The organism is Rhizobium oryzihabitans (assembly GCF_010669145.1).
GTDB classification, from domain to species: Bacteria; Pseudomonadota; Alphaproteobacteria; order Rhizobiales; family Rhizobiaceae; genus Agrobacterium; species Agrobacterium oryzihabitans.
This window is the reverse complement of record NZ_CP048635.1, coordinates 410,431-434,153: the sequence shown is the minus strand read 5'-3', so window position 1 is coordinate 434,153 and position 23,723 is coordinate 410,431. Positions and strand designations below refer to the sequence as shown.

The following is a 23,723-nucleotide window of genomic DNA, read 5'->3' as shown; positions in this document are numbered from 1 at the left end:
ATGACCGACAGGAAATTGAGGTCCGACCGCTGGTTCGCTCCTGACGACCTGCGCAGTTTCGGTCACCGCTCGCGCATGATGCAGCTCGGTTATGCGGAAGAGGATTTTGTCGGCAAGCCGGTTATCGGCATCCTCAACACCTGGTCGGAGCTGAATACCTGTCACGCGCATTTTCCCGAACGCGTGAAGGATGTGAAGCGCGGTGTCTTGCAGGCGGGCGGCTTCCCGGTCGAGATGCCGTCGCTTTCGGTCGATGAGAGTTTCACCAAGCCGACATCGATGCTCTACCGCAACATGCTGGCGATGGAGACGGAGGAAATGATCCGCTCTCATCCGCTGGATGGCGTGGTGCTGATGGGCGGTTGTGACAAGACGACGCCGGGCCTCGTCATGGGTGCAATCTCCGCCGGCGTGCCTATGATCTATCTGCCGGCCGGGCCGATGCTGCGCGGCAATTATGCCGGCAAGGTGCTGGGGTCTGGCTCCGACGCCTGGAAATATTGGGACGAGCGCCGGGCAGGCAATGTCAGCGATGAGGAGTGGCGTGGGCTTCAGGGCGGTATCGCCCGTTCCGCCGGCGTCTGCATGACCATGGGCACCGCATCGACCATGACGGCTATTGCCGATGCCCTGGGGCTGACCCTGCCGGGCGCGTCCTCCATTCCGGCGGTGGATGCCGAACACCAGCGCATGTCTGCCGCCTGCGGGCGCCGCATCGTGGAAATGGTGGGTGAGGATCTGACCCCGGACGGCATTCTGACGGCGGCCGCGTTCCGCAATGCCGCCATCGTCGCGATGGCGACCGGCTGTTCGACCAATGCCGTCGTGCACTTGATCGCCATGGCGCGCCGCGCCGGTGTGCCGCTGACGCTTGACGATCTGGATGAGCTTGGCCGCGTCACGCCGCTCATCGCCAATGTCCGCCCCTCCGGCAAGGATTATCTGATGGAGGACTTTTATTATGCGGGCGGTTTGCGCGCTCTGATGAAGCAGCTTGAAAGCCGGCTCGATTGTTCCGCCCTGACGGTAACGGGCCGCAGCATGGGCGAAAATCTCGAGGGCGCAAAGGTTTATAATGACGATGTGATCCGTTCACTCGACAATCCGGTTTATGCGGAAGGTTCACTCGCCGTTTTGCGCGGCAATCTCTGTCCGGATGGTGCGGTCATCAAACCCGCCGCCTGCGATCCGAAATTTCACATCCATGAAGGCCCGGCACTGGTTTTTGACAGCTATCCCGAGATGAAGGCGGCGATCGACGATGAAAATCTCGATGTGACGCCGGATCATGTGCTGGTGCTGCGCAATGCCGGTCCGCTTGGCGGCCCCGGTTTTCCCGAATGGGGCATGCTGCCGATCCCCAAGGCGCTGATCAAACAAGGCCATCGCGACATGCTGCGCATCTCCGATGCCCGCATGTCCGGCACTTCTTATGGCGCCTGCGTGCTGCATGTTGCGCCGGAGAGTTTCATCGGCGGGCCGCTCGCCTTGCTGAGGTCAGGCGATATCGTGCGGCTCGATCTGCCGCAGCGCCGCCTCGACATGTTGGTCAGCGATGAGGAAATCGCCAGCCGCCGGGCCGCCTGGCAGGCACCGCCGCCGCGTTATGAGCGCGGCTACGGCTATATCTTTTCCAAACATGTGAGCCAGGCCGATCAGGGGTGTGATTTCGACTTCCTGCAGACCGATTTCGGCCGCTCGGCCGGTGAGCCGGATATTTTTTAGGCCATGTGCCATCAAGCAGAATGACAGGAGATACTGAATGAACAACGAGACCCGTGACAAGCTGAAAACCATTTCCGTCGCCACGCTGGCGACAGCGCTTTATAAGCGCGGCCTGCGAAACCAGGTCATTCAGGGCGTGCATCCGCTCGGCTACAAGGGCACGAATATGGTCGGCCCGGCTTTCACCCTGCGTTACATGCCCGCCCGTGAGGACCGCAACCAGCTCGTCGAATTTCGCAATCCCGCCCATCCGCAACGCGTCGCCATTGAAACCTGCCCGCCGGGCCATGTGATGGTGATCGACAGCCGCAAGGATGCGAGCGCCGCCTCGGCCGGTGATATTCTGGTCACGCGCCTGATGGTTCGTGGCGGTGCGGGCATCGTGACCGATGGCGGTTTTCGTGACGCTGCAACGATTGCCGAGCTGGATATTCCGGCCTACCACACACGCCCTTCCAGCCCGACCAATCTGACCAAACACGAGGCGATCGAGATCAACGGCCCGATCGGCTGCGGTGACGCGCCGGTCTTTCCCGGCGACATCATCGTTGGCGACGCCGATTGCGTCATCGTCATTCCCGCCGGCATTGCCGACGAGATTGCCACCGAGGCGGTGGAAATGACGACTTATGAGGATTTCGTCGTGGAGCAGGTCAAGGCCGGCCAGTCGATCATCGGGCTTTACCCCTGCACCAAGGAGGAGCACCAGATGGCTTTTGCCGAATGGCGCAAGAAGAACAACCGCTGAACCTTACAGCCAGCCCAGTGCTTTCGCCGCGCGGATCGCCTCCGCGCGGCGTTTGCAATCCAGCTTGCGGAACAGGTTGCCGAGGTGAAACTTCACCGTCACTTCCGAGATATTGAGCGTCTGGGCGATCTTCTTGTTCGACATGCCGCTGGCGAGCAGTTGCAACATCTGCGCCTCCCGCTGCGAAAGCCCGCCATGCAGGGCGCGGGCCTGCGGTGAATTCACCGAAGCGGCGAAAATCGACAGCGCGGTGCGGACATCGGACGAGGTTTCGATAAAGCTGCGGATACGGCGATTGTTCAGAAGCGGCGACAGGAAGATGCGCTCCTCCGACAGGACGCCGCTGCAGCCAAGGCGGGTCGCCGATTCAAGGGCCGTGAGGATGTGGGCGCGGGCGGCGGCATTGTCGCGGCGCTGATGCGCGGCATAGCTCTGCCAGATTCTCAGCGCGACCTTTTCGCGGTTGGTGACCTTGGGATTGGCGATCATCGCGTCGATCTGGCGGAGAGATAGGCACGCGGCGTGAAAAGATGCACCGCATCGCGCAGCCACGCCATGACATAGGCGATTTCATCGCGGCGCATCAGTCGGGAAAGATCCTCATGCGCGCTCTCCACCCAGTTGCGGCCCATGGGCATGCGGATCGCGGAAAGCGTCGCTGCCGCATCCGCCCAGCGGTTGGCGTTCTGATAGGCGAGCGCCGTCCTGACCTCCATCATCGCATGGAATTGCAGCCCTTCCGAAAGGTGGATCCACAGGCCGTCGAGAAAGCCAGGTCGAACGGTCATCGGAAAATGGTCGATCAACACCTGCGAGGCGTAAAACAGGGCAAACTGCATCAGGCTCGGCCATATCTCGGCGGCAGCGAAATGATCAAATTCGTGCTCGACGAAATGCAGCAGGTCGCGCGGCTTTCCCGCCTCATAGGCAAGACAGGCTTCCGCCAGCCGCAACATCCGGAACTCCTGCGCAGCATCATGCGGCACCTGTTCCAGCCGCGCGCGCGCCTCCTGCGCCGCCCGACGGGCCAGAAGCACATCGCCGCTCATCAGCCGCAGCACGATCTGGTGCAGATGGATGAAAAATTCCAGCAGGGGCTGCCCGCCCATCTTGCGCAGATAGATCAGAGCGCGTGCGGCGGCGGCCTCCGCCTCGCGGAAATTGCGGCGGCGGATTTCGAATTCCAGCAGTGCATTGTAATAGGCCGCCCATTTGCCGTGATCGTCCATGGGATAATCGGCCATGAACTCCGCGAGACGCGTTATCACGGCGTCATTGGGGGTCAGGTCCTCGGCGATCATCAGGTTCAGCCGGAAGGTGCGGGCGGCGAAGGAAAAACGCGAGCCACGGGCAAGCACCTTGAGCGGATCGAGATAATCCGAACCGAGGCTCTTGCCGAGCAGATGGCGCACGCGCTGCAATTCGCCCTGTTTCAGAAGCGCGCGGGTGACGGCAAAGAGCACGGTCTCGTTCGCCGCGATCATGTCTTGCGAAAACCGCATGATGATATCGCGAAACCTGTCGACGCTGCTTCGGTAGATCAGTTCGCGCCCATGGGCGCGTTCAAGGATTTGCGCGGCGTGGGTCTCGTAACCGCGGTCGAGCAACATGGCCATTGCCGCAAGCGCCCGCCCTTCTCTTTCGAAAGCCGAGGCGACCTCCACCACGGCGCTGCCAGCCTGCAATGTGGCGAGACGGTCTTTCGCCGCCACGGTCAGAAGCCTTATCAGCGTGCCGTGTTTTTCCGGGTTTGCGGTCAGGAACGGCGGCAGGAGTTCGGCCCAGTCCGCGCCTGGTGCTGCCGAGGGATTTTCGAGCCAGAGCGAAAGCGCAACCGTCTGCGCCGGTGACAGGTGTGGCAGATAATTTTCCCGCAGATAGTCGACGCATAGTTTTTCGTCGGCCAGGCGGGCGAGAGACAGAAAGGCCGGCCACCCCGCATAGTCATCGAGCGCGAGGCGCTTCTGTTCCAATGGAAGGCCCGCGGCCTCATCTTGGCCGAAGACCAGTTCATCTGCCCCGATCGTCAGCGAGCCGCGATGCAGGATCTGCCGCGCCAGCCCGCTGATACGTTGATCCGGACGGCAGGCGATGACCACGAAACGCACGGTTTCCAGAATAGGGGCGGGCATGCGGACCGCGCGTGCGAAGACCGGCACATCCCAAAGCAGACAGCCTTTTGCCGCATCATCACTTCTAGGCTGGTGCGTCCGGCATACCTCGGTTCCCAGCTCGTGTGCCAGCAAGTCCATGAGAACGCTTTTTCCCGCACCTGCGGGTGCGCGCAGAAAGATCACGCCTGCGGTTTCGCTGGCGATGCGGCGGCAGAGGTGGGTGCGCGGCAGAAGCGTCATTGAGAAAGGGATAGGCGATTTGAATTCAAAAACCTATACTCATTCATCAAAAAACTATACCTTTCGGCGATTGTTCGAAAGGACGTGTGGTGAAAACTTGTGCTCAGGCAACTGATGCACAAGGAACGTTCCACCGATGCAGCAACATCCGCTGGTCGCGATTTTGAACAGGCTCGGCGCTTTCGTGCTGGTCATGATCGCCCTGTCCATCATGATCTTCGTTCTCGCCCGCGTGGTGCCGGGTGATCCCGCCCGCATGGCACTCGGCCCCGCGGCAACGCAGGAACAGGTGGATGCGCTGCGCGGCGAGATGGGTCTCGATAAACCGCTCGCCGCCCAATATCTCGACTATATCGGGAATGCCTTGCACGGCGATCTCGGCTTCTCACTGGTTTCCCAGCGTCCGGTCACCACCGATCTGGCGCAGACCGTTCCAGCCACCGTCGAACTGGTTCTGGTCTCGGTTATCTTCATGTTTGCCGTCGCCATCCCGCTCGGCGTCATCACCGCGCATTACCGCGACCGGCCGCTCGACCATATCGGCCGCATCCTGTCGCTCACAGGCGTGACGATCCCGAGCTTTCTCTTTGCGATCACGCTGCAATTGCTCGCCGCCCGCTTTCTCTCCGGTTGGCCGATCATCGGCAGGCTCGATCACTCGCTCGGCTGGCAGGGCGGCCCGACGGGCTTCATCCTGATCGACGGGACGCTTGCCGGACGGTTCGATGTGGTGCTGGATGCGCTGAAGCACCTTGCGCTGCCGGCCTTTGCGCTCTCCATGGCCGGCATCGGCCAAATCACCCGCATCACGCGTTCCTCGATGATCGAGAACCAGCGCAAGGATCACGTGCTCACCCTGCAAAGCTTCGGCGTGCCGGAGCGGGTCATCATCTTCCGTTATCTCTTGAAGCTCTCCTCCATCGCGCCGCTGACGATCATGGGGCTCGAATTCGCCTCGCTGATCGGCAATGCCTTCGTGATCGAAATGGTCTTCGCCTGGGGCGGCTTCGCTTCCTACGGGCTGAACGCCATCCTGCAGAAAGACCTCAATGCCGTGACCGCCGTGGTGCTGGTGGCCGGCCTGTTCTTCATCGTTGCGAACCTGATCGTGGATGTCCTGATCTCGATCATCGACCCGCGCCTGCGCCGCAAGGAGGCTCGCTGATGGCTGATATCAAAATGCTCGAACCCACCGATCGGGGCCTAAGCGCCGGTTACATGATGTGGTATCGCTTCAGCCGCAATCCGGCGGCGGTCATCGGTTCGCTGATCCTGCTGTCGGTGCTGGTTCTGGCGATCTTTGCGCCCTGGCTCACGCCCTATCCCAAACATATCGGCGCTGTCGTCGATTTCCGTGCCCGCCACATGCCGCCGGATCTGGAGCACTGGTTCGGCACGGACAAGGCCGGACGCGACATTTTCTCCCGTACCGTCTTCGGGCTCAGGGTCTCGCTTCTTCTCGTCATCGGCGTGCTCGGCATTTCGGTTCCCGTCGGCACGGTGCTTGGCCTGGTCGCCGGGTATTTCGGTGGCTGGACTGAAAAAATCATCAGTGGCCTGACGAATGTAATGCTGGCCATGCCGCCGCTCGTCATGGCGCTGGCGGTCTCCAACCTGCTGGAACCCACCTTGATGAACGCCATGATCGCGATCACGCTTCTGTGGTGGACCTGGCATGCGCGGCTGATCTATTCGGTGTCGAAATCCATCGCATCCGAGGATTATATCGAAGCCGCGCGTCTTGCCGGTGCCGGACCGCTGCACATTCTCTTTCGCGAAATCCTGCCCAATTGCGTCTCGGTCATATCGGTCAAGACGACGCTGGATGCGGCTTTCGTCATCCTCTTCGGCGCGACGCTGAGCTTCCTCGGTTTTGGCGTCAAGCCGCCGACCCCCGATCTCGGATCGATGGTTGCCGACGGGCGTCAGTTCATGCCGGATTTCTGGTGGGAAGTCCTCTGCCCCGGTGCGGCCGTGCTTTACGTTACGCTGGGTTTCAATCTGCTGGGCGACGGCCTGCGTGACATGTTCGACGTGGAAAGCTAAGCCATGACTGAACCGCTTCTCAAAGTCGAAAACCTCAACGTCACCTTCACCAATTATGGCCGCACGCGCCAGGTGTTGCGCGATGTCGCCTTTACGGTTGCCGCTGGTGAGCGCGTGGCGTTGATCGGTGAAACCGGATCGGGTAAATCCGTCACCGCCAAGGCGATCATCGGCACTTTGCCGAAGAATGCCTCGATCACCTCCGGTGCGATCGTGATCGATGGCCGGGATGTGCTCGCCATGCCGCGAAGGGAACGCGAGGCGCTGAAGGGCACGGCATTTTCGCTGATCATGCAGGACCCGCTGTCTTCCTTCAATCCGGTCTTCAAGATCGGCACGCATCTCGATGATGTCATGCGCTTTGCCGACAAACGTGACGGCATCAACTCGTCCAAGGCGGAGCGTCGCACCCGTATCGCAGCGGTTTTGCGCCGCGTGCAGCTAGGCGATACCGAGAGGGTCATGAATGCCTATCCGTCCGAGCTTTCGGGCGGCATGCGCCAGCGCGTGCTGATCGGCCTTGCGCTGCTGCACCAGCCGAAGCTCCTGATCGCGGACGAGCCTGGCACGGCGCTCGACGTCACCACACAGGATGAAATTCTCAATCTCATCAACCAGCTGGTTGCCGAAGAAAACATGGCGCTGCTGATGATAACCCACAATCTCGGCGTCGTGCGCAAGGTGGCCGACAGGGTCGTGGTTATGCACCACGGCGATATCGTCGAAACCGGTCCTTGCACGCAAATCCTGCACGCTCCCGCTGCGGATTATACGCGTTCGCTGCTGGATGCAGTGCCGCCGCTCTATGGCTCGCGTGTCACGGATCTCACGCAAAGCACGCGGCAGCCGATCATCACCATCGAAGGCCTGAACAAGATTTATGGCAGGCGCAATGGCTACCATGCCGTGCGCGACGTGAACCTGACGCTGAAGCAGGGCGAGGTTTTTGGCCTTGCGGGTGAATCCGGTTCCGGCAAGACCTCGGTTGCGCGCATGATCATGGGCCTTTCCCGTCCCACCTCCGGTAGTCTTGTCATCGACGCCCCGGCACCTGAGCGCGGCAAGCGGCTGACGCAGATCGTTTATCAAAATCCAGGCACGTCCCTCAATCCGAAGCGCACGGTGAAACAGACGCTGACCCTGCCGCTGAAATCCATCGGCATGGATGGGCAGGCGCGTGAAAGCCGTATGCAGGAACTGATGGGGCTGGTGCGGTTGCCGCAATCCTATCTCGGCAAATATCCGCACGAACTTTCCGGCGGCCAGAAGCAGCGCGTGGCGATAGCCCGCGCGCTGGCGGCGGAGCCGAAAATCCTCATCCTCGATGAGCCGACGGCCGCGCTTGATGTCTCCGTGCAGAAGACCGTTATCGACCTTCTGCTGCAGCTGCGGGAGGAGCTTGGCCTGACCTACCTGATGATCTCGCACGACCTGTCGCTGATGCGCAATTTCTGTTCGCGCATCGCCATCATGCTGCGTGGCGAGATCGTCGAGGAGGGGGTGACATCTGCGGTCTTCGCTGAGCCGTCGCATCCCTATACCCGCGCCCTGATCGCGGCGATCCCCGTCGTCACGGACGAGGAAGAGCGTCTGAAACCCACCGTGACCGAGGAAGAGCGCATGCGCTTCCTCGTAAAAACGACCGATTGATAAAAGAGGAGCCTGACGTGTATCGCGTTGGAATTGACGTCGGCGGCACGAATACCGATGCCGTTGTGTTACAGGATAAAACCGTTCTGGCGGGGGTGAAAGCCTCCACCACCGAAGATGTGACGTCCGGTGTCATCGAAGCCCTTGAAAAGGTCATCGAGGCATCGGGCATCGACAGGGCACGCATCGGCGCCGTGATGATCGGCACCACGCATTTCACCAATGCGGTGATCGAGCGCCGGCATATGGACGAGGTGGCCGCCATCCGTCTCGGCCTGCCGTCCGGCGCCGGCCTGCCGCCCATGGTCGACTGGCCGGATGATCTGAGAGAAATCGTTGGTAACCACGGATATCAGGTCCGGGGCGGATATGAATTCGACGGTCGTGAAATCTCAGCCCTTGATGAGGACGAAATCGTCCGCATCGCCGCCGACATCCGCGCCAAGGGCCTGAAGGCGGCCGCCGTCACCTGCGTTTTCAGCGGCATCAACGATGCGATGGAACTGCGGACGAAGGAAATCCTGCAGGAGCGTTGCCCCGGCCTGCCGGTTGTCATGTCCAAGGATATCGGCCGCCACGGTCTGCTCGCTCGCGAGAGCGCGGCGATCATGAATGCCAGCTTGTTGTCGCTTGCCGACCGCACCGTCGCCGCTTTCGGTGAGGCGCTGAAGGCGGCGGGCATCACCTGCCCGTTCTACATTACCCAGAACGACGGCACGTTGATGGCGGCGGATGTGGTGCGTGGCTTCCCCGTGCTCACCTTCGCTTCCGGACCGACGAATTCCATGCGCGGTGCGGCTTTCCTTACTGGTCTCAAGGATGCCGTCGTGGTGGATGTCGGCGGCACCACCTCCGATGTCGGCTCGCTGTCGCATGGCTTCCCGCGTCAGGCTTCCACGACGGTGGATATTGGCGGCGTGCGCACCAATTTCCGCATGCCTGACGTCTTCTCCATCGGTCTCGGTGGTGGTTCGCTGGTGGTCAAGGGCGACCATGGGCTGACCGTCGGCCCGAAATCCGTCGGTTACCGCGTTCGCCGCGATGCACTCTGCTTCGGTGGCTCGACCCTGACGGCAACCGATATCGCGGTTGCCTCCGGCAAGGCGGATGTGGGTGAGAAGGCGCTGGTCTCCAGCCTCGACAAAAAGCTCGTGGATGCGGCGGTCGACAAGATCAACGACATGCTCGAGGCCTGCGTGGAGCGCAGCCGCATCTCGTCGTCACCGGTGCCGGTGATTGCCGTTGGCGGCGGTTCCATCCTGATGCCGGATCGTATCGGTGACCTTGAGGTCATCCGGCCCGAGAATTTCGCGGTGGCCAATGCCGTCGGCGCGGCAATCGCGCAGATCAGCGGCGAGACCGACCGGGTCTTCTCGCTGGTGGACGGACGCACGCGCGAGAGTGCACTGGCGGAAGCTGAAGCGGAGGCGCGCGAGAAGGCGATTGCGGCCGGCGCGGTCGCCGAGACGCTGGAAGTCATCGAGCGCGAGGACATGCCGCTTGCCTATCTGCCCGGCAATGCCACCCGCATTCATGTGAAAGTCGTTGGAGAAATGGGAGCCAATCATGGCTGAGACGCGCAAGCTGAAATATGACGAAGCGGCATTGCGGACGCTGACCCGTGAAGATCTCGATGCGCTGGAAATCGGCGCCGGCATTCTCGGCACGGGCGGCGGCGGCAATCCCTATCTGGGCAAGCTGCTTGCACTCGAGGCGATGAAGGCCGGTTACGAGATGAAGATCCTTGCCACCGATGCCATCGAGCCGGACGCGCTTTGCATGTCCATCGGCGGCATCGGCGCGCCGGTGGTCGGCGTGGAGCGCATTCGCGAGGGCCGTGAGGGACTGCGTTGCCTGCGCGCCATGGAAGAGCTGATCCGCACGCCTGTCGACGCCATCGTCTGCGAGGAAATCGGCGGTTCCAATTCCATGAACCCGCTGGTCACCGCGGCGCTGGGCGGCCTGCCGATCCTTGATTGCGATGGCATGGGCCGGGCTTTCCCGGAAATGCAGATGACCACCTTCTCCATCTACGGCCACAGTTCCACGCCGTCGGTGATGTGCGATCTGCACGGCAATGCTGTTATCTTCAGCCACGCCGTTTCCGAAGTCTGGCACGAGCGCATGGCGCGCGCCTGCGTCGTTTCGCAGGGCGGCGGCGCGATGCTGGCGACCGCGCCGATGCAGGCGCATTACGTGCACCAATACGGCATTCCGAAAACCTACACCAAGGCGATCGCCATCGGTGAGGCGGTGATCCGCGCCCGCAAGCAGCAGGAAGATCCGATTGCCGCGGTCTGCGCGCTAGAAGGCGGAAAGCGCATCTTCAACGGCAAGATCACCGATCTGAAGCGCCACCTGCGCGGCGGTTTCGCGGTCGGCGATCTCACGCTCTCCGGCTTCGACGATTGCGCCGGCCAGACGGCGGGCGTTGCCATCCAGAACGAATTCCTGCTGTTTTCCCGTGACGGCAAGGTGGAAGTGACGGTTCCCGATCTGATCGTCCTGCTCGATGTCGACACCGGTTATCCGATCACCACCGAAGTGCTGCGCTACGGCCAGCGCGTGGCCGTCATCGCCATCCCCTGCCATGACCTGCTGCGCAGCGCCCGCGCGCTTGAGGTCGTCGGGCCGGCGGCCTTCGGTTACCCGGACATTCCTTTCTCACCGCTGCCCGTTCCGGCCAGCAAGGCCGCCTAACCATAAGCGGGGCCAATGCTCCGCAATAAAGAGGAGAACGATAATGAAAATGCCTGTACTTTCTTCCCGTCTCGCCGCGCTGGCGCTCGGTACGGCGCTTGCGTTGCCGCTTGTTTCTTCCGCAGCCCTTGCGGAAGACAAGGTGTCAGTCGCGGTCAACACCATGCAGATATTCAGCTCGCTCGACCCGGCGAAGGTGACGGACTACACCGGCTACATGGCCATCGTGAACATGTATGACGGCCTCACCACGGTGAACGCCAAGGGCGAAATCGTGCCGCATCTGGCGAAATCCTGGGATATTTCCGAGGACGGCCTGACCTACACCTTCCACCTGCGCGACGATGCGAAATTCCAGGACGGTACGGCGGTAAAGGCTGCCGATCTTGCCTGGTCGATCCAGCGCCTGCTCGGCATCAACAAGGGTCCTTCGAACCTCATCGTCGGCGTTCTGAAGCCAGAAAACGTCACTGCGCCTGACGATGCCACGCTGGTCATGAAGATCGAGCGCCAGTTCTCGCCTTTCATGGCGGCGACGCCATTGATGATGGCGATGAACAAGACGCTGATCGAAGCCAATGCCAAGCCCGAAGACAAATGGGGCGAGGCCTATGTCGGCGAACATTCCGCCGGCTCCGGCCCCTACAAGCTCGTCAGCTACAACCGTTCCGCCGATATGGTCATCGCCCGCAATGCCGATTATTTCCTCGGCTGGACCAAGGGCAAGCCTATCGATGAAGTGCGCTTCGTGCAGACCAGCGACGACGCCACCGTGAAGGCGCTGGCGGAAAAGGGCGAACTCGGCCTTTCCTCGCACGGGCTTGGCAACGACACCTATGAATCCATCGGCCGGATGAAGGGTTACAAGCTGATCCAGACCCGCACCGCCGGCGGTTTCGTCATCAAGCTCAATACCAAGGTCTATCCGACCGACGACGTGCACGTTCGCCGCGCCATCGCCTATGCGACGGATTACAAGACGATCCAGGAAGTGATCTATCCGGGCTTCGATATGAAGGGACCGCTCTCAGACGCGTTCAAGGACGCGCATAATGGCGATATCCAGCCCGGCGTTTACGATCTGGAGAAAGCCAAGGAAGAGTTGGCGAAGTCGAAATATGCCGGCCAGAAGATTACGCTGGTCAACAGCTATGTCGCGTCGCTGGCCTTCGAGGCGGAAGTGGCGCTGCTTCTGCAATCCAGCCTCGAACAGATCGGCATCACGCTCGATATCAAGCCCGAGCCGTGGAACCGTATCGTCGAGCTGTCCTCCAAGCCTGAAACGACGCCGGCATCGACGCAGGTGAACATCTCGCCGACCTACCCGTCGCCGGATTCGATGTTCTACAACCAGTATCACTCCAAGGCATCCGGCACCTGGATGTCGATGGAATGGCTGCAGAATGCGGAAATCGACGGGCTGATCGACAAGGTCCGCGCCACCACGGATGTGAACGAGCAGAACGCCACCTACAAGGAACTGCAGACGAAGATCGCCGATCTTCAGCCTGACGTCTGGGCCGTTGCGCCGAACCGCCGTTATGCGGCGAACAAGTGCCTTCAGGGTTACGAGTTCATTCCCATGCAGAGCTGGGACCTGAACTTCTCCAATTTCCATTGGGACTGCAAGGCGGAGTGATCTCCACTTCATGAAAACCGGCCCCGCCACAAATGGCGGGGTTGGCCAGACTTGGACCTTCAAAGGGAAGGAGCATCGCCTGCGGCCGGAACGGCTGCGGCATGCCCGAGGATGACGCATGATCCAGGAATTTTCCGAAGACGATATTGAACCTCTGGCTACCGGCGCCTGGATTCTGGGAACCGGCGGCGGTGGCAACCCCTATATATCGACGCTCAATCTGCGCCGTCTTTACGCCGAGGGCAGGCGGGTAAAGGTCATGGATCCCATGGCGCTTGCCGATGACGACATGGTTGCCGTCGTCTCCAAGATGGGTGCGCCGCTTGTCGGTCAGGAACGGCTGGGGGATCCCGTGCATCTCGCCCGCGCCGTCGAGGTGATGGAGGATTATCTCGGCAAGCCGTTTCGGGCGATCATGAGCGTGGAAATCGGCGGCTCGAACGCGCTTTCCTCCTTCCTCGCCGCCGCCGTGCTCGACCGGCCGGTCGTGAACGCGGACGCCATGGGACGCGCCTATCCGGAAGCGCAGATGACATCCTTCGCCATCGGCAACCTGCCGATGTTCCCGCTGTCGCTCGTCGATGTGCGCGACAATGAGGTGATCGTCACGCGGGCTGCCTCGTGGAAATGGATGGAGCGCATCTCGCGCAAGGTCTGCACCGAAGTCGGCTCCACCGCCGCCACCTGCAAGGCGCCGCGCACCGGCAAGGAAGTGAAGGAATGGGGCATTCATTACACCGTCACCAAAGCGACCGAACTCGGGCGCGCGGTGATGGAGGCGCGTGCGCGCCATGACGATCCGGTTCAGGCGGTTCTCGACCATGAGGGCGGCAAGCAGCTGTTCCGTGGCAAGGTGGTGGATGTCGCCCGCGAGACCACCGGCGGCTTCCTGCGCGGCAGCACGACCATTGAAGGCATAGACGCCGACCGGGGTTCGCGCATGGAGCTGGCCTTCCAGAACGAATGGGCGGTCGCCTTCCGTGATGGCCAGCCGGTTGCCATGACGCCGGACCTGCTCTGCCTTCTCGACACTATCTCGGGCAGCGCCATCGGCACGGAATCGGTGCGGTATGGCCAGCGTGTCACGGTCGTGGCCCTGCCGGCGCCGGACCTCTTGACGACTCCTGCCGGCATCGCCGCCGTCGGCCCGCGCGCCTTCGGTTATGACATTGATTTCAAATCGGTATTCCCATGAAACGCATCGGTATTGACGTTGGCGGCACCAATACGGATGCCGTTCTCATAGATGGCGACACGATTGTTGCCTCCATCAAGGTTCCGACCACGCAGGATGTCCTGTCCGGCGTGAAGGCGGCATTGAGCCACGTGGCGGGCCATGTCGGCGCGGCGGATCGCCCGATCGACGCGGTGATGATCGGCACGACGCATTTCACCAATGCGGTGGTGGAGCGCGCCCGGCTGGAGCGGGTCGCGGCCATCCGCATCGCGCTACCAACAGGTTCTTCGCTGCCGCCCATGTGCGACTGGCCGAGGGATCTGCACGAGGCCGTCGATCCGCTGATCTTCATGGTTCATGGCGGCCATGAATATGATGGCAGTCCGCTGGTGCCGATGATCCCGGATGAAATCCGTGAAGCGGCGATGAAAATCCGCGATGCGGGCATCATCTCCATCGCCATTTCCGCGACCTTTTCGCCGCTGACCACGGAGTGCGAGGTGAGGGCGGCGGAGATCGTCCGTTCGGTAATCCCCGATGCACGCATCACGCTTTCCCATACGCTCGGCCGCATCGGGCTGCTGGAGCGCGAGAATGTTGCACTTCTGAATGCCGCCCTGCAGACGCTTGGCAAGACCACGGTACAGGCATTTTCGGATGCGCTGCGAGAAGCGGGTGTGAAGGCGCCGTTCTATCTGACCCAGAACGACGGCACCGTGGCGCTTGCGGATATCGCCGCTACCAACCCCGTGCACAGCTTCGCTTCCGGCCCGACGAATTCGATGCGCGGCGCTGCTTTCCTCACCGGGCTTTCCGATGCCATGGTGGTGGATGTCGGCGGCACCACCTCCGATATTGGTTGCCTTGTCGGCGGGTTCCCGCGTGAGGCGAACAATATCGTTCATATTGGCGGGGTGCGCACCCTTTTCCGCATGCCCGATCTTCTGCCGATCGCACTTGGCGGCGGCACCATTGTCGACCCGCAGACAGGCAAGATCGGCCCGCGCTCGGTGGGGTATCGCATCCTCACCGAAGCCCGCGTTTTCGGCGGCGAGACACTGACGACATCGGATGTCGCCGTTGCCGCAGGCCTGATCGAGATGGGCGACAGGGATCGTGTTAAGGACCTCGATCCGGCATTCGTGCAGGCGACGCTCGGCCGTATCCGCGATATGGTGGCCGACAGTTTCGACCAGATGAAGACATCAGCCGAAGACGTGCCGCTGGTTGCGGTGGGCGGTGGCGCATTCCTGATACCGGAGCAGGTGCCGGGCGCATCCGAGGTGCTGCGTGTGGAAAATGCAGGTGTTGCCAATGCGCTGGGTGCAGCCATGGCGCAGGTGTCCGGCGAGGTCGATCAGGTCTTTTCCGGATTGAGCCGCGACGAGGCCCTTGCGAAAGCCGAGACCGAAGCGCAGAACGCGGCGGTTGCTTCGGGAGCGGAGCGCGCGAGCCTCAAGACGCTTGAGGTGGAGGATATTCCGATCGCCTATCTGCCTGGCGGCGCTCGCAGGGTCCGCGTGCGTGTTATCGGCGATATCGGCTTTCATTGATGGTAAGAGGCCCTGCCGGCGGCAGGGCAACAGTGGAGTGAGGACATGACGAAGATCGCATTGGCCATTCACGGTGGTTGCGGCGTGATGCCGGAAGACAGCATGACGCCGCAGGAGTGGGAGGCGGCGCGCCACGATCTGGCGGCGGCGCTGCGCGCCGGTTATGGCGTGCTGAAGGCTGGCGGCACTGCGCTGGAAGCGGTTGAGGCGGCGGTCGTCGTCATGGAAGACAGCCCGCATTTCAACGCAGGTCATGGGGCGGCGCTCAACGAGAATGGCGTTCACGAACTCGACGCGTCGATCATGGACGGCAAGACCCTGGCGGCAGGCGCGATCAGCGCCTCCCGCGCCATCCGCAACCCGGTGAAGGCGGCCCGGGCGCTCATGGAGGATGAACGCGCAGTCTATCTCACCGGTGAAGCGGCTGACCGGTTTGCGCAGGAGAAGGGGCTTGCCACGGAGCCTCAATCCTATTTCACCACGCAAAAGCGTGTCGAGGCGCTGACGGCCATGAAGGCCCATGCCACTGCCGGTACGGAAGCGACGGAAAACGAAAAACACGGAACCGTCGGCGCCGTGGCACTGGATGCGGCGGGGCATCTCGCAGCCGCGACCTCCACCGGCGGCTACACCAACAAGCCTGACGGCCGGGTGGGTGACAGCCCGGTAATCGGGGCCGGCACCTATGCCCGTAACGGTGCCTGCGCCGTTTCCGGCACCGGCAAGGGTGAATTTTTCATCCGTTATGTCGTCGGCCATGAGATCGCGTCCCGTGTCGCCTATCTCGGGCAGGACCTGGAGACCGCCGCCGGCAATCTGGTTCACAAGGATCTGGCCCCCTATGATATCGGTGCCGGACTTGTGGCGATCGATGCCGAAGGTGGCATTGCCGCGCCCTATAATACGCCTGGCATGTTCCGGGCTGGGTGACACCATCAGGAGAGGCCCGCGTTGCCACCCACGACAGGGTCTATGAGGTGGAATTGTAACCGGCAACCGAGCGGACCGCGTGACAATGCAAAAAAACCGGTGACATGAAGGCTTATCGGCGGCAAAAGGTCTGAACCGAAACCGGCTCGTCTTTCATCCATGGTGCTGGCCTCATGAATATCAAGCAGCTCGAAGTCCTGCGCACGCTTCTGTCCACCGGCTCGACCATCGCCACCGCCAAGGCCATGGGGCTCAGCCAGTCCGGTATCAGCCGGCTTCTGGCGCAGCTCGAGGCGGACCTGTCGCTGACGCTGTTTGCCCGTGACAAGGGGCGGCTGATCCCGACGCCGGAGGCGGCGCTTCTTGCCCGGGACGCGGAAAATGTGCTGCTTGCCGTCGACCGCATGTCCGGCCACGCCGAAGATCTGCGCAATGGTGCGGCCGGTCCCGAAATTGTCCGCATCGGCCTGCCGAGCAGCATGTGGGAGAATTTCGCGCCCGCCATGCTGATCGACTATGTCAGGGATTTCCCCGGTGTGCGTATCGAGACTTTTTTCGAAACGACCACTGCCATCAACAAGCTGGTTGGCGAGCGGGTGATCGATCTTGGTTTCCTGCGTATGGAAGGTGAGATCGGACCGGGCATCGATGTCGAGCGTGTTGCCACCGGCAAAAGCGTCTGCGTGGTCCGGCAGGATCACCCGCTGGCCGAGCTTGCCGAAATCACGGTCAAGGACCTGCGCAACATTCCGCTCATTCTCATTGGTCGGCAGCGGCCGAACCGCATGGCGCTCGATCAGGTCTTCAAGAAGGCGGGCGTCAAGCCGATGGTGAAGATCGAAACCCACACCAACAGTTCCGCCTGCGCCTATGTCGCGCATGGGCTGGGCGTTACGATCATCAGCAGTTTTTATGCCAACCTCTACAGGCACCTTCCAGTCGTTGCGCGGCCCTTCATTCCGCAATCGACGCAGGAGTTCGGTCTTGCCCGGGCCTCGGGCGCACCGCTGTCCATCGCTGCTCAGGCACTTAGCGACGCCTTGAAGCAACAGATCCAGCTTTCGCAAAAAATTGACTGAAAACAGGGTTTTTCGCGGGAAATCTCAATGTCCCTGTCAGGATGAAACGTGCCACCATTCTGCATAGATATATGACGTTTATGCATAATATTGCGCGTTATTTATCAATCCGTCATAGTCGCCAGCAACGAAACCGATAGAGGCGGGAGCACGTTCCCGGCCATCAATCGTGGGGAACCGATGATAAGATTCATACTGAGCCGTCTTTTGATGGCGCTGCCGACGATCGCCTTTGTGTCGATCACGGTCTTTGCGCTCATCCGCTTCATTCCGGGTGATCCCGCCGCCCTGATGCTGGGCGACATGGCGCAACCCGAGCAGATCGAGGCGATGAGAACAGAGCTTGGCCTCGACAAGTCCATGCCGCAACAGTTCGTCATCTGGGCGGGAAATGTGGTGCAGGGCGATTTCGGCCGGTCCATCGTCAACGACGAGGCAGTATTGCCGCTGGTCGTCTCGCGCTTTCTCGTCAGTGCCGAGATCGTCGTCGTCGCCGTACTGCTCGCCAGCCTGATTGCGGTTCCGGCGGGTGTGATCGCCGCCTGGAAACAGAACAGCCTGACCGATCTCGCGCTGGTGGGAACGGCGACTCTCTTGTTGTCCATCCCGACATTCTGGCTCGGGCTTCTGCTTCTGTTGTTCTTCGGTCTCAAGCTCGGCTGGCTGCCGGTGCTGGGATACGTGTCGATCAGCGACAATCTCGTCGGCGGCATGCTCTATCTCGTCCTGCCGGTGATGACGCTGGTGATTCATGAAATGGGTGTTCTGATCCGCATGGCGCGCGCCTCCACGCTTGAGGTTCTGCGGCTGGACTATATCACCCATGCCCGCGCCAAGGGCCTTTCGGAAAGTGCGGTTCTCTGGCGGCACGCCTTCAAGAATGCCTTTGGTCCGACATGGACGATGATCGGCCTCATCCTCGGCAATCTTCTCGGCGGCATCGCCGTCATCGAGACGGTGTTCACCATTCCGGGGCTCGGGCGGCTGATGGTCGACAGCATCTTCGCGCGTGACTACCCCGTCATACAGGGCTGCCTGCTGTTCGTTTCCCTGTCCTACGTGCTGGTCAATCTCTTCGTCGACCTTCTTTATCCCCTCTTCGATCCGCGTGTGGTTGCCGAATGAAAAAGTTCACACTCAACGGGCTTATCGGCGGCTTCCTCATCGCCCTCCTGCTCATCACTGCCATTACCGGCCTCTTCTGGACGCCCTATGATCCGATGAAGCTCGGTTTCGCCTCGCGTCTGGCCGCACCCGGCCCAAGCCATCTTCTCGGCACCGACGAGTTCGGGCGCGATGTTTTGAGCCGCCTGATGGTCGGCGCGCGCGCCAGCGTCTGGATTGGCTTCCTGACGGTCAGTTTCGCGACGATCTGCGGTACTTTGATCGGTCTTGTCAGCGGTTATGCGCGCGGCTGGGTGGATGGCGTCATCATGGCCATCAACAATGCGCTTCTCGCCTTTCCGGGCATCCTATTGGCGCTCGGTCTTCTCGCGGTTTTCGGTGCCAACCAGTATGGCATCATCTTCGCGCTCGGCATCGCCTACACGCCGTCCATGGCGCGTGTGGTGCGCGGCGCGGTATTGTCGCTGCGTGAGCGCGAATTCATCGAGGCATCGCTGGTGATGGGCAATGGCGAGATCTACACCATGTTCCGCCACATCCTGCCCAATTGCATTGCGCCGATCACGGTGCTCGCCACCTCCATGTTCGGCTGGGCTATCCTCTCGGAAAGTGCGCTGTCCTTCCTCGGCCTCGGCGTGCCGCCACCGGCCCCCACCTGGGGCAACATGCTGGCCGCCGGCCGTCCCTTCATCCAGCAGGCCGTCTGGCTCGGGCTTTTCCCCGGTCTCTGCATCGCGCTGACGCTGCTTGGCATCAATCTTCTGGGCGATGCCCTGCGCGACAGGCTTGACCCGCGCATGAGAGGTCTCAAATGACGGACAATACTCTTCTTACCGTGCGCGGCCTTTCGCTGGAGGTCGCAGGCAGCGGCCACCGCGTGGTCAAGGATGTCTCCTTTGATATTGCACCTGGCGAAATCTTCGGCATCGTCGGCGAAAGCGGATCGGGAAAGACGCTGGCCACCCGCGCGCTCATCTCGCTTCTGCCTCCGGCGATCGCCGTTACCGGCGGATCGGTCGTCTACAAGGGAAAGGACGTGATGTCCCTGCCGGTCAGGGAACTTCGACGCCTGCGCGGCGCGGAGATCGGCGTCGTTTTCCAGGAGCCGATGACCTCTCTCAATCCGTCGATGACAATCGGCCGGCAGCTGGAAGAAGGCCTGATCCTTCACACGAAACTGTCGCCGGAAGAGCGCCGCGAGAAAATTCTCGACATGCTGAAGCGGGTCGGCATCCGCGATCCCGAAGGCGCGCTTGTTGCCTATCCACATGAGTTTTCCGGCGGTATGCGCCAGCGCATCATGCTGGCCTCGGTCATGCTTCTGAAGCCGGCCTTGCTGATCGCCGACGAGCCGACGACGGCGCTCGATGCCGTCATCCAGCGCGACGTCATGGAACTGATGGTCGAATTGACGCGGGCGGAAGGGACTGCCGTCCTCCTCATCAGTCACGATCTGCCGATGGTGGCCCGCTATACGAGCCGTATCGTGGTAATGGAAAAGGGCGCGATCGTCGAACAGGGCAGAACCGAAGACCTGCTGGACGCGCCGCAGCATCCCTATACGAAAAAGCTGCTTTCCTCACTGCCCTTCCGGGGCGAGCCGCGTGTCGTCGACACCAGCAAGGCGCCGATGGTTTCAGCCAGAAACATCGTCGTCGATTATCCCGGTCGCAAGTCGCTGCTCAAGAAAGCCAAGCCGAAGCGGGCGCTGCACGGCGTCAGCATCGATATTCACGAAGGTGAAGTTGTGGCGCTCGTGGGTGGCTCCGGCTCCGGCAAGACCACGCTTGGCCGCACCATCGCCGGTCTCGTGCAGGAAAGCGAAGGGCAAATCCGGTTTCAGGGGCGGCAGCGCAACGAGGACTGGAACGACTATCGCCTGAATTGCCAGATGGTGTTTCAGGATCCCTATTCCTCGCTCGATCCGCGCATGACCATTCAGGCGCTGGTGGAGGAGGCGTTGCGCCTCGTGCCCGGTCTCGACCAGGCCGCCAAGCGCAAGCGGGCGCTGGAAACGCTGGAAGAGGTGGGGCTTGGCGCCGACTATGCCGCCCGTTACCCGCATGAGCTTTCCGGCGGCCAGCGCCAGCGCGTGGCGATTGCCCGCGCCATTGCCCGTCGTCCGCGGTTTCTGATCGCCGACGAACCGGTTTCAGCACTTGACGTGACGGTGCGGGCGCAGGTGCTCGATCTCTTTTCCGATCTGCAGAAACGTTACGGTTTCTCCTGCCTGTTCATCAGCCACGATCTCGGCGTGGTCGAACAGGTGGCGGACCGCGTCGTCGTCATGCAGGACGGCCGCATCATCGAAGAGGGCGACCGCGACACGATTTTCGACAGCCCGAGAGAGGCCTACACACGCCGGCTCCTCTCGGCCATTCCCGCCCTCGACCAGAATGAAAAGGGCGGTGTGACACTCAAATGGCGTCTGGAAGAAGAAGTTTAACAGGAAGATGACAATGACTGTGGCTGCCCAACTGAATGCTATCTGTGACGCACAGCCTTTCGTGACACGTTTCATGGTGCGCAATCTCCTGACCGGCGAAGAGATCGGGCGGGGAGAAAATGAGGAGACGCCATCGGGCAGCACCCGCAAGACGTCGATCATGATGGCCGTGCTCAAGGCGGCCAGCGAAGGGCGGATCGACCTCGACCAGCCCGTCACCTATGAAAAGCGGCTGGCGGAAGAAGTGGCGAGCGGCATGTTCCGTTATATGACGCCGGGCATCGTCATTTCGCTGCGCGATGCCGTCGCCGGCATGATGGTGCTGAGCGACAATGTCTGCACGAAGATGGTGTTGGAGCGGCTGACGCTTGAGGAAGTGGACAGCTATTGCAAGACGCTCGGCATGGCCAATACCCACCACCGTTTCCTCATTCCGCCGCTAGCGCTGGCGGCGGACCATCCGTTGAAAACCGTTACCACCACCTCGGCGGCGGATCAGGTGCTGCTGCTTCAGACCATTCTCGATGCGCAATCCTCGCCAGAGGCGCAGGCAAAGCTCGGCTGCAGCCCGCAATTGTGCGAGTGGGCGATGCAGACGCTGAAAAACCAGATATTGCGCTATGGAATCCGCTCCCGCCTGCCTTTCGAGGCGATGGTGGCGAGCAAAAGCGGACGCGGCAAGCGCGGACGCATGGATGCCGGCATCGTCTACAGAAACGGCGCGCCGTCTTTCATCATCACCGCCTATACCGACGAGGTGCCGCAGGTCATGCCTGACGGCACGCCGGGATACACCGTCGCGCTCGAAACAATCGGTCGGCTGGCACAAGCCTGCTGGGACGGCTTTTAATCAATCACGATCAACGACAACAAAGAGGGTAGAACAGTGAAAAAACTTCTTCTCGCAGGCGCGGCCCTGCTCGTAACAGCCAATATCGCGGCGGCCCGCGATATCACCATCGCGCAAAGTTCCGATCTGCGCAGCAGCAATCCCGGGGTCAACCGTGACGGCAATACGGACGGCGTGATCCTGCACATCGTCGAAGGCCTCGTCGGTTACAACAATGGCGGTGAAGTAAAGCCGCTGCTTGCCGAGAGCTTCGAGGTTTCGCCAGATGGTCTCACCTATACATTCAAGCTGCGCACGGATGTGAAATTCCATAACGGCAAGCCGCTCACCGCGGAGGATGTCGTCTGGAACTGGACGCGCTACCTGAAGCCGGAAACCAAATGGGCCTGCCTGAATGATTTCGTGGGAGGCGGCGCCGCGCATGTCACCGGCGTCAAGGCCACCGATGCATCCACGGTTGAGATTGCGCTTGAGAAGCCGTCCGCCGTTTTCCTCGGCCTGATGTCGCGACCCGAATGCGGTTATACCGGCATGATCTCGCCGGAATCCGTTGCGGCTGACGGCAGCTTCGTCAAGCCCATCGGTACCGGCCCGTTCCAGTGGGACGAATGGAAGAAGGGTGAATATATCCGCCTCGCCAAATTCGCGGATTATGTTTCGCCGGCAAATGACGGCAAGCCGGACGGCATGGTCGGTTCCAAGCGTCCTCTGGCCGACGGCATCAAGTTCATGGTCATTCCGGACGCCTCGACCGTGAAGGCGGGCCTCGAATCCGGCGTGCTCGACACCGCCGAGATTTCTCCCGATCTCATTCCGGAGTTCAAGACCAATGAGAAGATGCAGCTGATCGTCGCCCGCAACAACGGCAAGAACCTGTTCTATATCCAGACCCGCGACAAGGTGCTGAGCAATCCCGGCGTGCGCCGCGCCATGGCGATGGCGCTTGATCTCGATGAACTGGTCGCCGCCGCATCGAACGGTACGGGCGAAGCCAATGGTTCGATGGTTTCGCAGGACTCGGTCTATTTCGATGAGACGCAGAAGAAGCGTCCGGCCTATGACATAGAGGCGGCGAAGAAGGAACTGGAGGCAGCCGGTTACAAGGGCGAGCCGATCTCGATCATCGCCAACAAGCGCGGCAACGTGCCGAGCTTCCCGGCCGCCGTCATGGCGCAGGCCATGATGCAGCAGGCGGGTCTCAACGTACAGATCGAGGTGCTGGACTATGCCACGCAGGTGGATCGTCGCCGTTCCGGCAATTATCAGGTGATCTCACAGTCGGTCGCCCCGCGTCTCGATCCGGCCCTGATGTATGCCTTCTACGTCGGCAACAAGGACAAGAACGCCTCCCTGATGTGGGATGATCCGAAGGCGATCGAGCTGATGAAGGCCGCCTATGTCGAGGCCGATCAGGTGAAGCGCCAGAAGATTTTCGACGAGTTCCATGAGCTGATGCTGAAGGAAATGCCCGGCATCTTCCTCTACGACATGGTCGATGTCTGGGGCGCTACGAAGAAGCTCAAGGGCCAGCCGGTCTGGCAGTCGAACGCCCGCCTCTGGGAAGTCTCGGTCGATAACTGACCCAATATCGCCCGCGCCGGACGCAAAGCCCGGCGCGGGCATTTTCCATCATAGACCGTAATGATTTGGCGGCCCTCCGCCGAAGCGTTTGCGTGCGCCCTTAAAGGGCAGGAATGCGAG

General features: G+C 61.5%; 16 protein-coding genes and 2 pseudogenes. 17 read left to right on the top strand and 1 reads right to left on the bottom strand.

The window, feature by feature from the left end; all coding sequences use genetic code 11:
* Both araD and G3A56_RS18685 read left to right on the top strand, forming a co-directional pair.
* Complete coding sequence (gene araD / locus G3A56_RS18690; protein ID WP_082185703.1) at nt 1–1,725, top strand: L-arabinonate dehydratase; 1,725 nt, start codon at nt 1–3, stop codon at nt 1,723–1,725.
* Between the two features lie 37 nt (nt 1,726–1,762).
* Nucleotides 1,763–2,473 (top strand): ribonuclease activity regulator RraA, encoded by a 711-nt coding sequence (locus G3A56_RS18685; RefSeq protein WP_082185704.1) that lies wholly within the window; start codon nt 1,763–1,765, stop codon nt 2,471–2,473.
* 3 nt (nt 2,474–2,476) lie between these two features.
* Here G3A56_RS18685 and G3A56_RS18680 read toward each other — a convergent pair.
* A pseudogene (locus G3A56_RS18680) lies at nt 2,477–4,827 on the bottom strand (helix-turn-helix transcriptional regulator).
* Nucleotides 4,828–4,963: 136 nt separating this feature from the next.
* Here G3A56_RS18680 and G3A56_RS18675 point away from each other — a divergent pair.
* The 15 genes and pseudogenes from G3A56_RS18675 to G3A56_RS18605 all read left to right on the top strand — a co-directional run bounded on the left by G3A56_RS18675 (nt 4,964) and on the right by G3A56_RS18605 (nt 23,603).
* Nucleotides 4,964–5,992, top strand: coding sequence for an ABC transporter permease (locus G3A56_RS18675; protein ID WP_003500503.1), 1,029 nt, complete (start codon nt 4,964–4,966; stop codon nt 5,990–5,992).
* Nucleotides 5,992–6,873, top strand: coding sequence for an ABC transporter permease (locus G3A56_RS18670; protein ID WP_082185705.1), 882 nt, complete (start codon nt 5,992–5,994; stop codon nt 6,871–6,873). The genes G3A56_RS18675 and G3A56_RS18670 overlap by 1 nt, the downstream gene beginning before the upstream one ends.
* Nucleotides 6,874–6,876: 3 nt before the next feature.
* A complete protein-coding gene (nikE, locus tag G3A56_RS18665) occupies nt 6,877–8,523 on the top strand; it encodes a nickel ABC transporter ATP-binding protein NikE (RefSeq protein WP_082185706.1) in 1,647 nt (548 codons plus the stop codon).
* Between the two features lie 17 nt (nt 8,524–8,540).
* Nucleotides 8,541–10,097 (top strand): hydantoinase/oxoprolinase N-terminal domain-containing protein, encoded by a 1,557-nt coding sequence (locus tag G3A56_RS18660; RefSeq protein WP_062653078.1) that lies wholly within the window; start codon nt 8,541–8,543, stop codon nt 10,095–10,097.
* A complete protein-coding gene (locus G3A56_RS18655) occupies nt 10,090–11,223 on the top strand; it encodes an S-methyl thiohydantoin desulfurase family protein (protein WP_082185707.1) in 1,134 nt (377 codons plus the stop codon). The genes G3A56_RS18660 and G3A56_RS18655 overlap by 8 nt, the downstream gene beginning before the upstream one ends.
* Before the next feature lie 43 nt (nt 11,224–11,266).
* On the top strand, nt 11,267–12,862 hold the full coding sequence (locus tag G3A56_RS18650) for an ABC transporter substrate-binding protein (RefSeq protein ID WP_164056775.1): 1,596 nt from the start codon (nt 11,267–11,269) through the stop codon (nt 12,860–12,862).
* Between the two features lie 118 nt (nt 12,863–12,980).
* Nucleotides 12,981–14,057 (top strand): S-methyl thiohydantoin desulfurase family protein, encoded by a 1,077-nt coding sequence (locus G3A56_RS18645; RefSeq protein ID WP_082185708.1) that lies wholly within the window; start codon nt 12,981–12,983, stop codon nt 14,055–14,057.
* Nucleotides 14,054–15,592 carry a hydantoinase/oxoprolinase N-terminal domain-containing protein gene (locus G3A56_RS18640; protein WP_082185709.1) on the top strand — a complete coding sequence of 513 codons (1,539 nt, stop codon included), beginning with the start codon at nt 14,054–14,056 and terminating at the stop codon, nt 15,590–15,592. Before G3A56_RS18645 ends, G3A56_RS18640 begins: the two co-directional genes overlap by 4 nt.
* A 45-nt stretch (nt 15,593–15,637) precedes the next feature.
* Nucleotides 15,638–16,581, top strand: a pseudogene (locus tag G3A56_RS18635) (isoaspartyl peptidase/L-asparaginase family protein).
* Nucleotides 16,582–16,695: 114 nt separating this feature from the next.
* Nucleotides 16,696–17,601 carry a LysR family transcriptional regulator gene (locus tag G3A56_RS18630; protein ID WP_082185711.1) on the top strand — a complete coding sequence of 302 codons (906 nt, stop codon included), beginning with the start codon at nt 16,696–16,698 and terminating at the stop codon, nt 17,599–17,601.
* A 180-nt stretch (nt 17,602–17,781) separates the two neighbouring features.
* Nucleotides 17,782–18,726, top strand: a complete 945-nt coding sequence (locus G3A56_RS18625) for an ABC transporter permease (protein ID WP_003511005.1) — start codon at nt 17,782–17,784, stop codon at nt 18,724–18,726.
* On the top strand, nt 18,723–19,541 hold the full coding sequence (locus G3A56_RS18620) for an ABC transporter permease (protein WP_082185712.1): 819 nt from the start codon (nt 18,723–18,725) through the stop codon (nt 19,539–19,541). Before G3A56_RS18625 ends, G3A56_RS18620 begins: the two co-directional genes overlap by 4 nt.
* A complete protein-coding gene (locus tag G3A56_RS18615) occupies nt 19,538–21,172 on the top strand; it encodes an ABC transporter ATP-binding protein (RefSeq protein WP_082185713.1) in 1,635 nt (544 codons plus the stop codon). The genes G3A56_RS18620 and G3A56_RS18615 overlap by 4 nt, the downstream gene beginning before the upstream one ends.
* A 13-nt stretch (nt 21,173–21,185) precedes the next feature.
* A complete protein-coding gene (locus tag G3A56_RS18610; RefSeq protein ID WP_164056774.1) occupies nt 21,186–22,022 on the top strand; it encodes a serine hydrolase in 837 nt (278 codons plus the stop codon).
* Nucleotides 22,023–22,058: 36 nt separating this feature from the next.
* A complete protein-coding gene (locus G3A56_RS18605; protein ID WP_164056773.1) occupies nt 22,059–23,603 on the top strand; it encodes an ABC transporter substrate-binding protein in 1,545 nt (514 codons plus the stop codon).
* Nucleotides 23,604–23,723 lie beyond the last annotated feature (120 nt).

Bases quoted from the DNA above. Each gene is read 5' to 3' on its own strand.
- G3A56_RS18650 (WP_164056775.1), top strand. From the start codon at position 11,267: ATGAAAATGCCTGTACTTTCTTCCCGTCTCGCCGCGCTGGCGCTCGGT.
- G3A56_RS18645 (WP_082185708.1), top strand. From the start codon at position 12,981: ATGATCCAGGAATTTTCCGAAGACGATATTGAACCTCTGGCTACCGGC.
- G3A56_RS18610 (WP_164056774.1), top strand. From the start codon at position 21,186: ATGACTGTGGCTGCCCAACTGAATGCTATCTGTGACGCACAGCCTTTC.
- G3A56_RS18670 (WP_082185705.1), top strand. From the start codon at position 5,992: ATGGCTGATATCAAAATGCTCGAACCCACCGATCGGGGCCTAAGCGCC.
- G3A56_RS18675 (WP_003500503.1), top strand. From the start codon at position 4,964: ATGCAGCAACATCCGCTGGTCGCGATTTTGAACAGGCTCGGCGCTTTC.
- G3A56_RS18615 (WP_082185713.1), top strand. From the start codon at position 19,538: ATGACGGACAATACTCTTCTTACCGTGCGCGGCCTTTCGCTGGAGGTC.
- G3A56_RS18685 (WP_082185704.1), top strand. From the start codon at position 1,763: ATGAACAACGAGACCCGTGACAAGCTGAAAACCATTTCCGTCGCCACG.
- nikE (WP_082185706.1), top strand. From the start codon at position 6,877: ATGACTGAACCGCTTCTCAAAGTCGAAAACCTCAACGTCACCTTCACC.
- G3A56_RS18640 (WP_082185709.1), top strand. From the start codon at position 14,054: ATGAAACGCATCGGTATTGACGTTGGCGGCACCAATACGGATGCCGTT.
- G3A56_RS18620 (WP_082185712.1), top strand. From the start codon at position 18,723: ATGAAAAAGTTCACACTCAACGGGCTTATCGGCGGCTTCCTCATCGCC.
- G3A56_RS18655 (WP_082185707.1), top strand. From the start codon at position 10,090: ATGGCTGAGACGCGCAAGCTGAAATATGACGAAGCGGCATTGCGGACG.
- G3A56_RS18625 (WP_003511005.1), top strand. From the start codon at position 17,782: ATGATAAGATTCATACTGAGCCGTCTTTTGATGGCGCTGCCGACGATC.
- araD (WP_082185703.1), top strand. From the start codon at position 1: ATGACCGACAGGAAATTGAGGTCCGACCGCTGGTTCGCTCCTGACGAC.
- G3A56_RS18630 (WP_082185711.1), top strand. From the start codon at position 16,696: ATGAATATCAAGCAGCTCGAAGTCCTGCGCACGCTTCTGTCCACCGGC.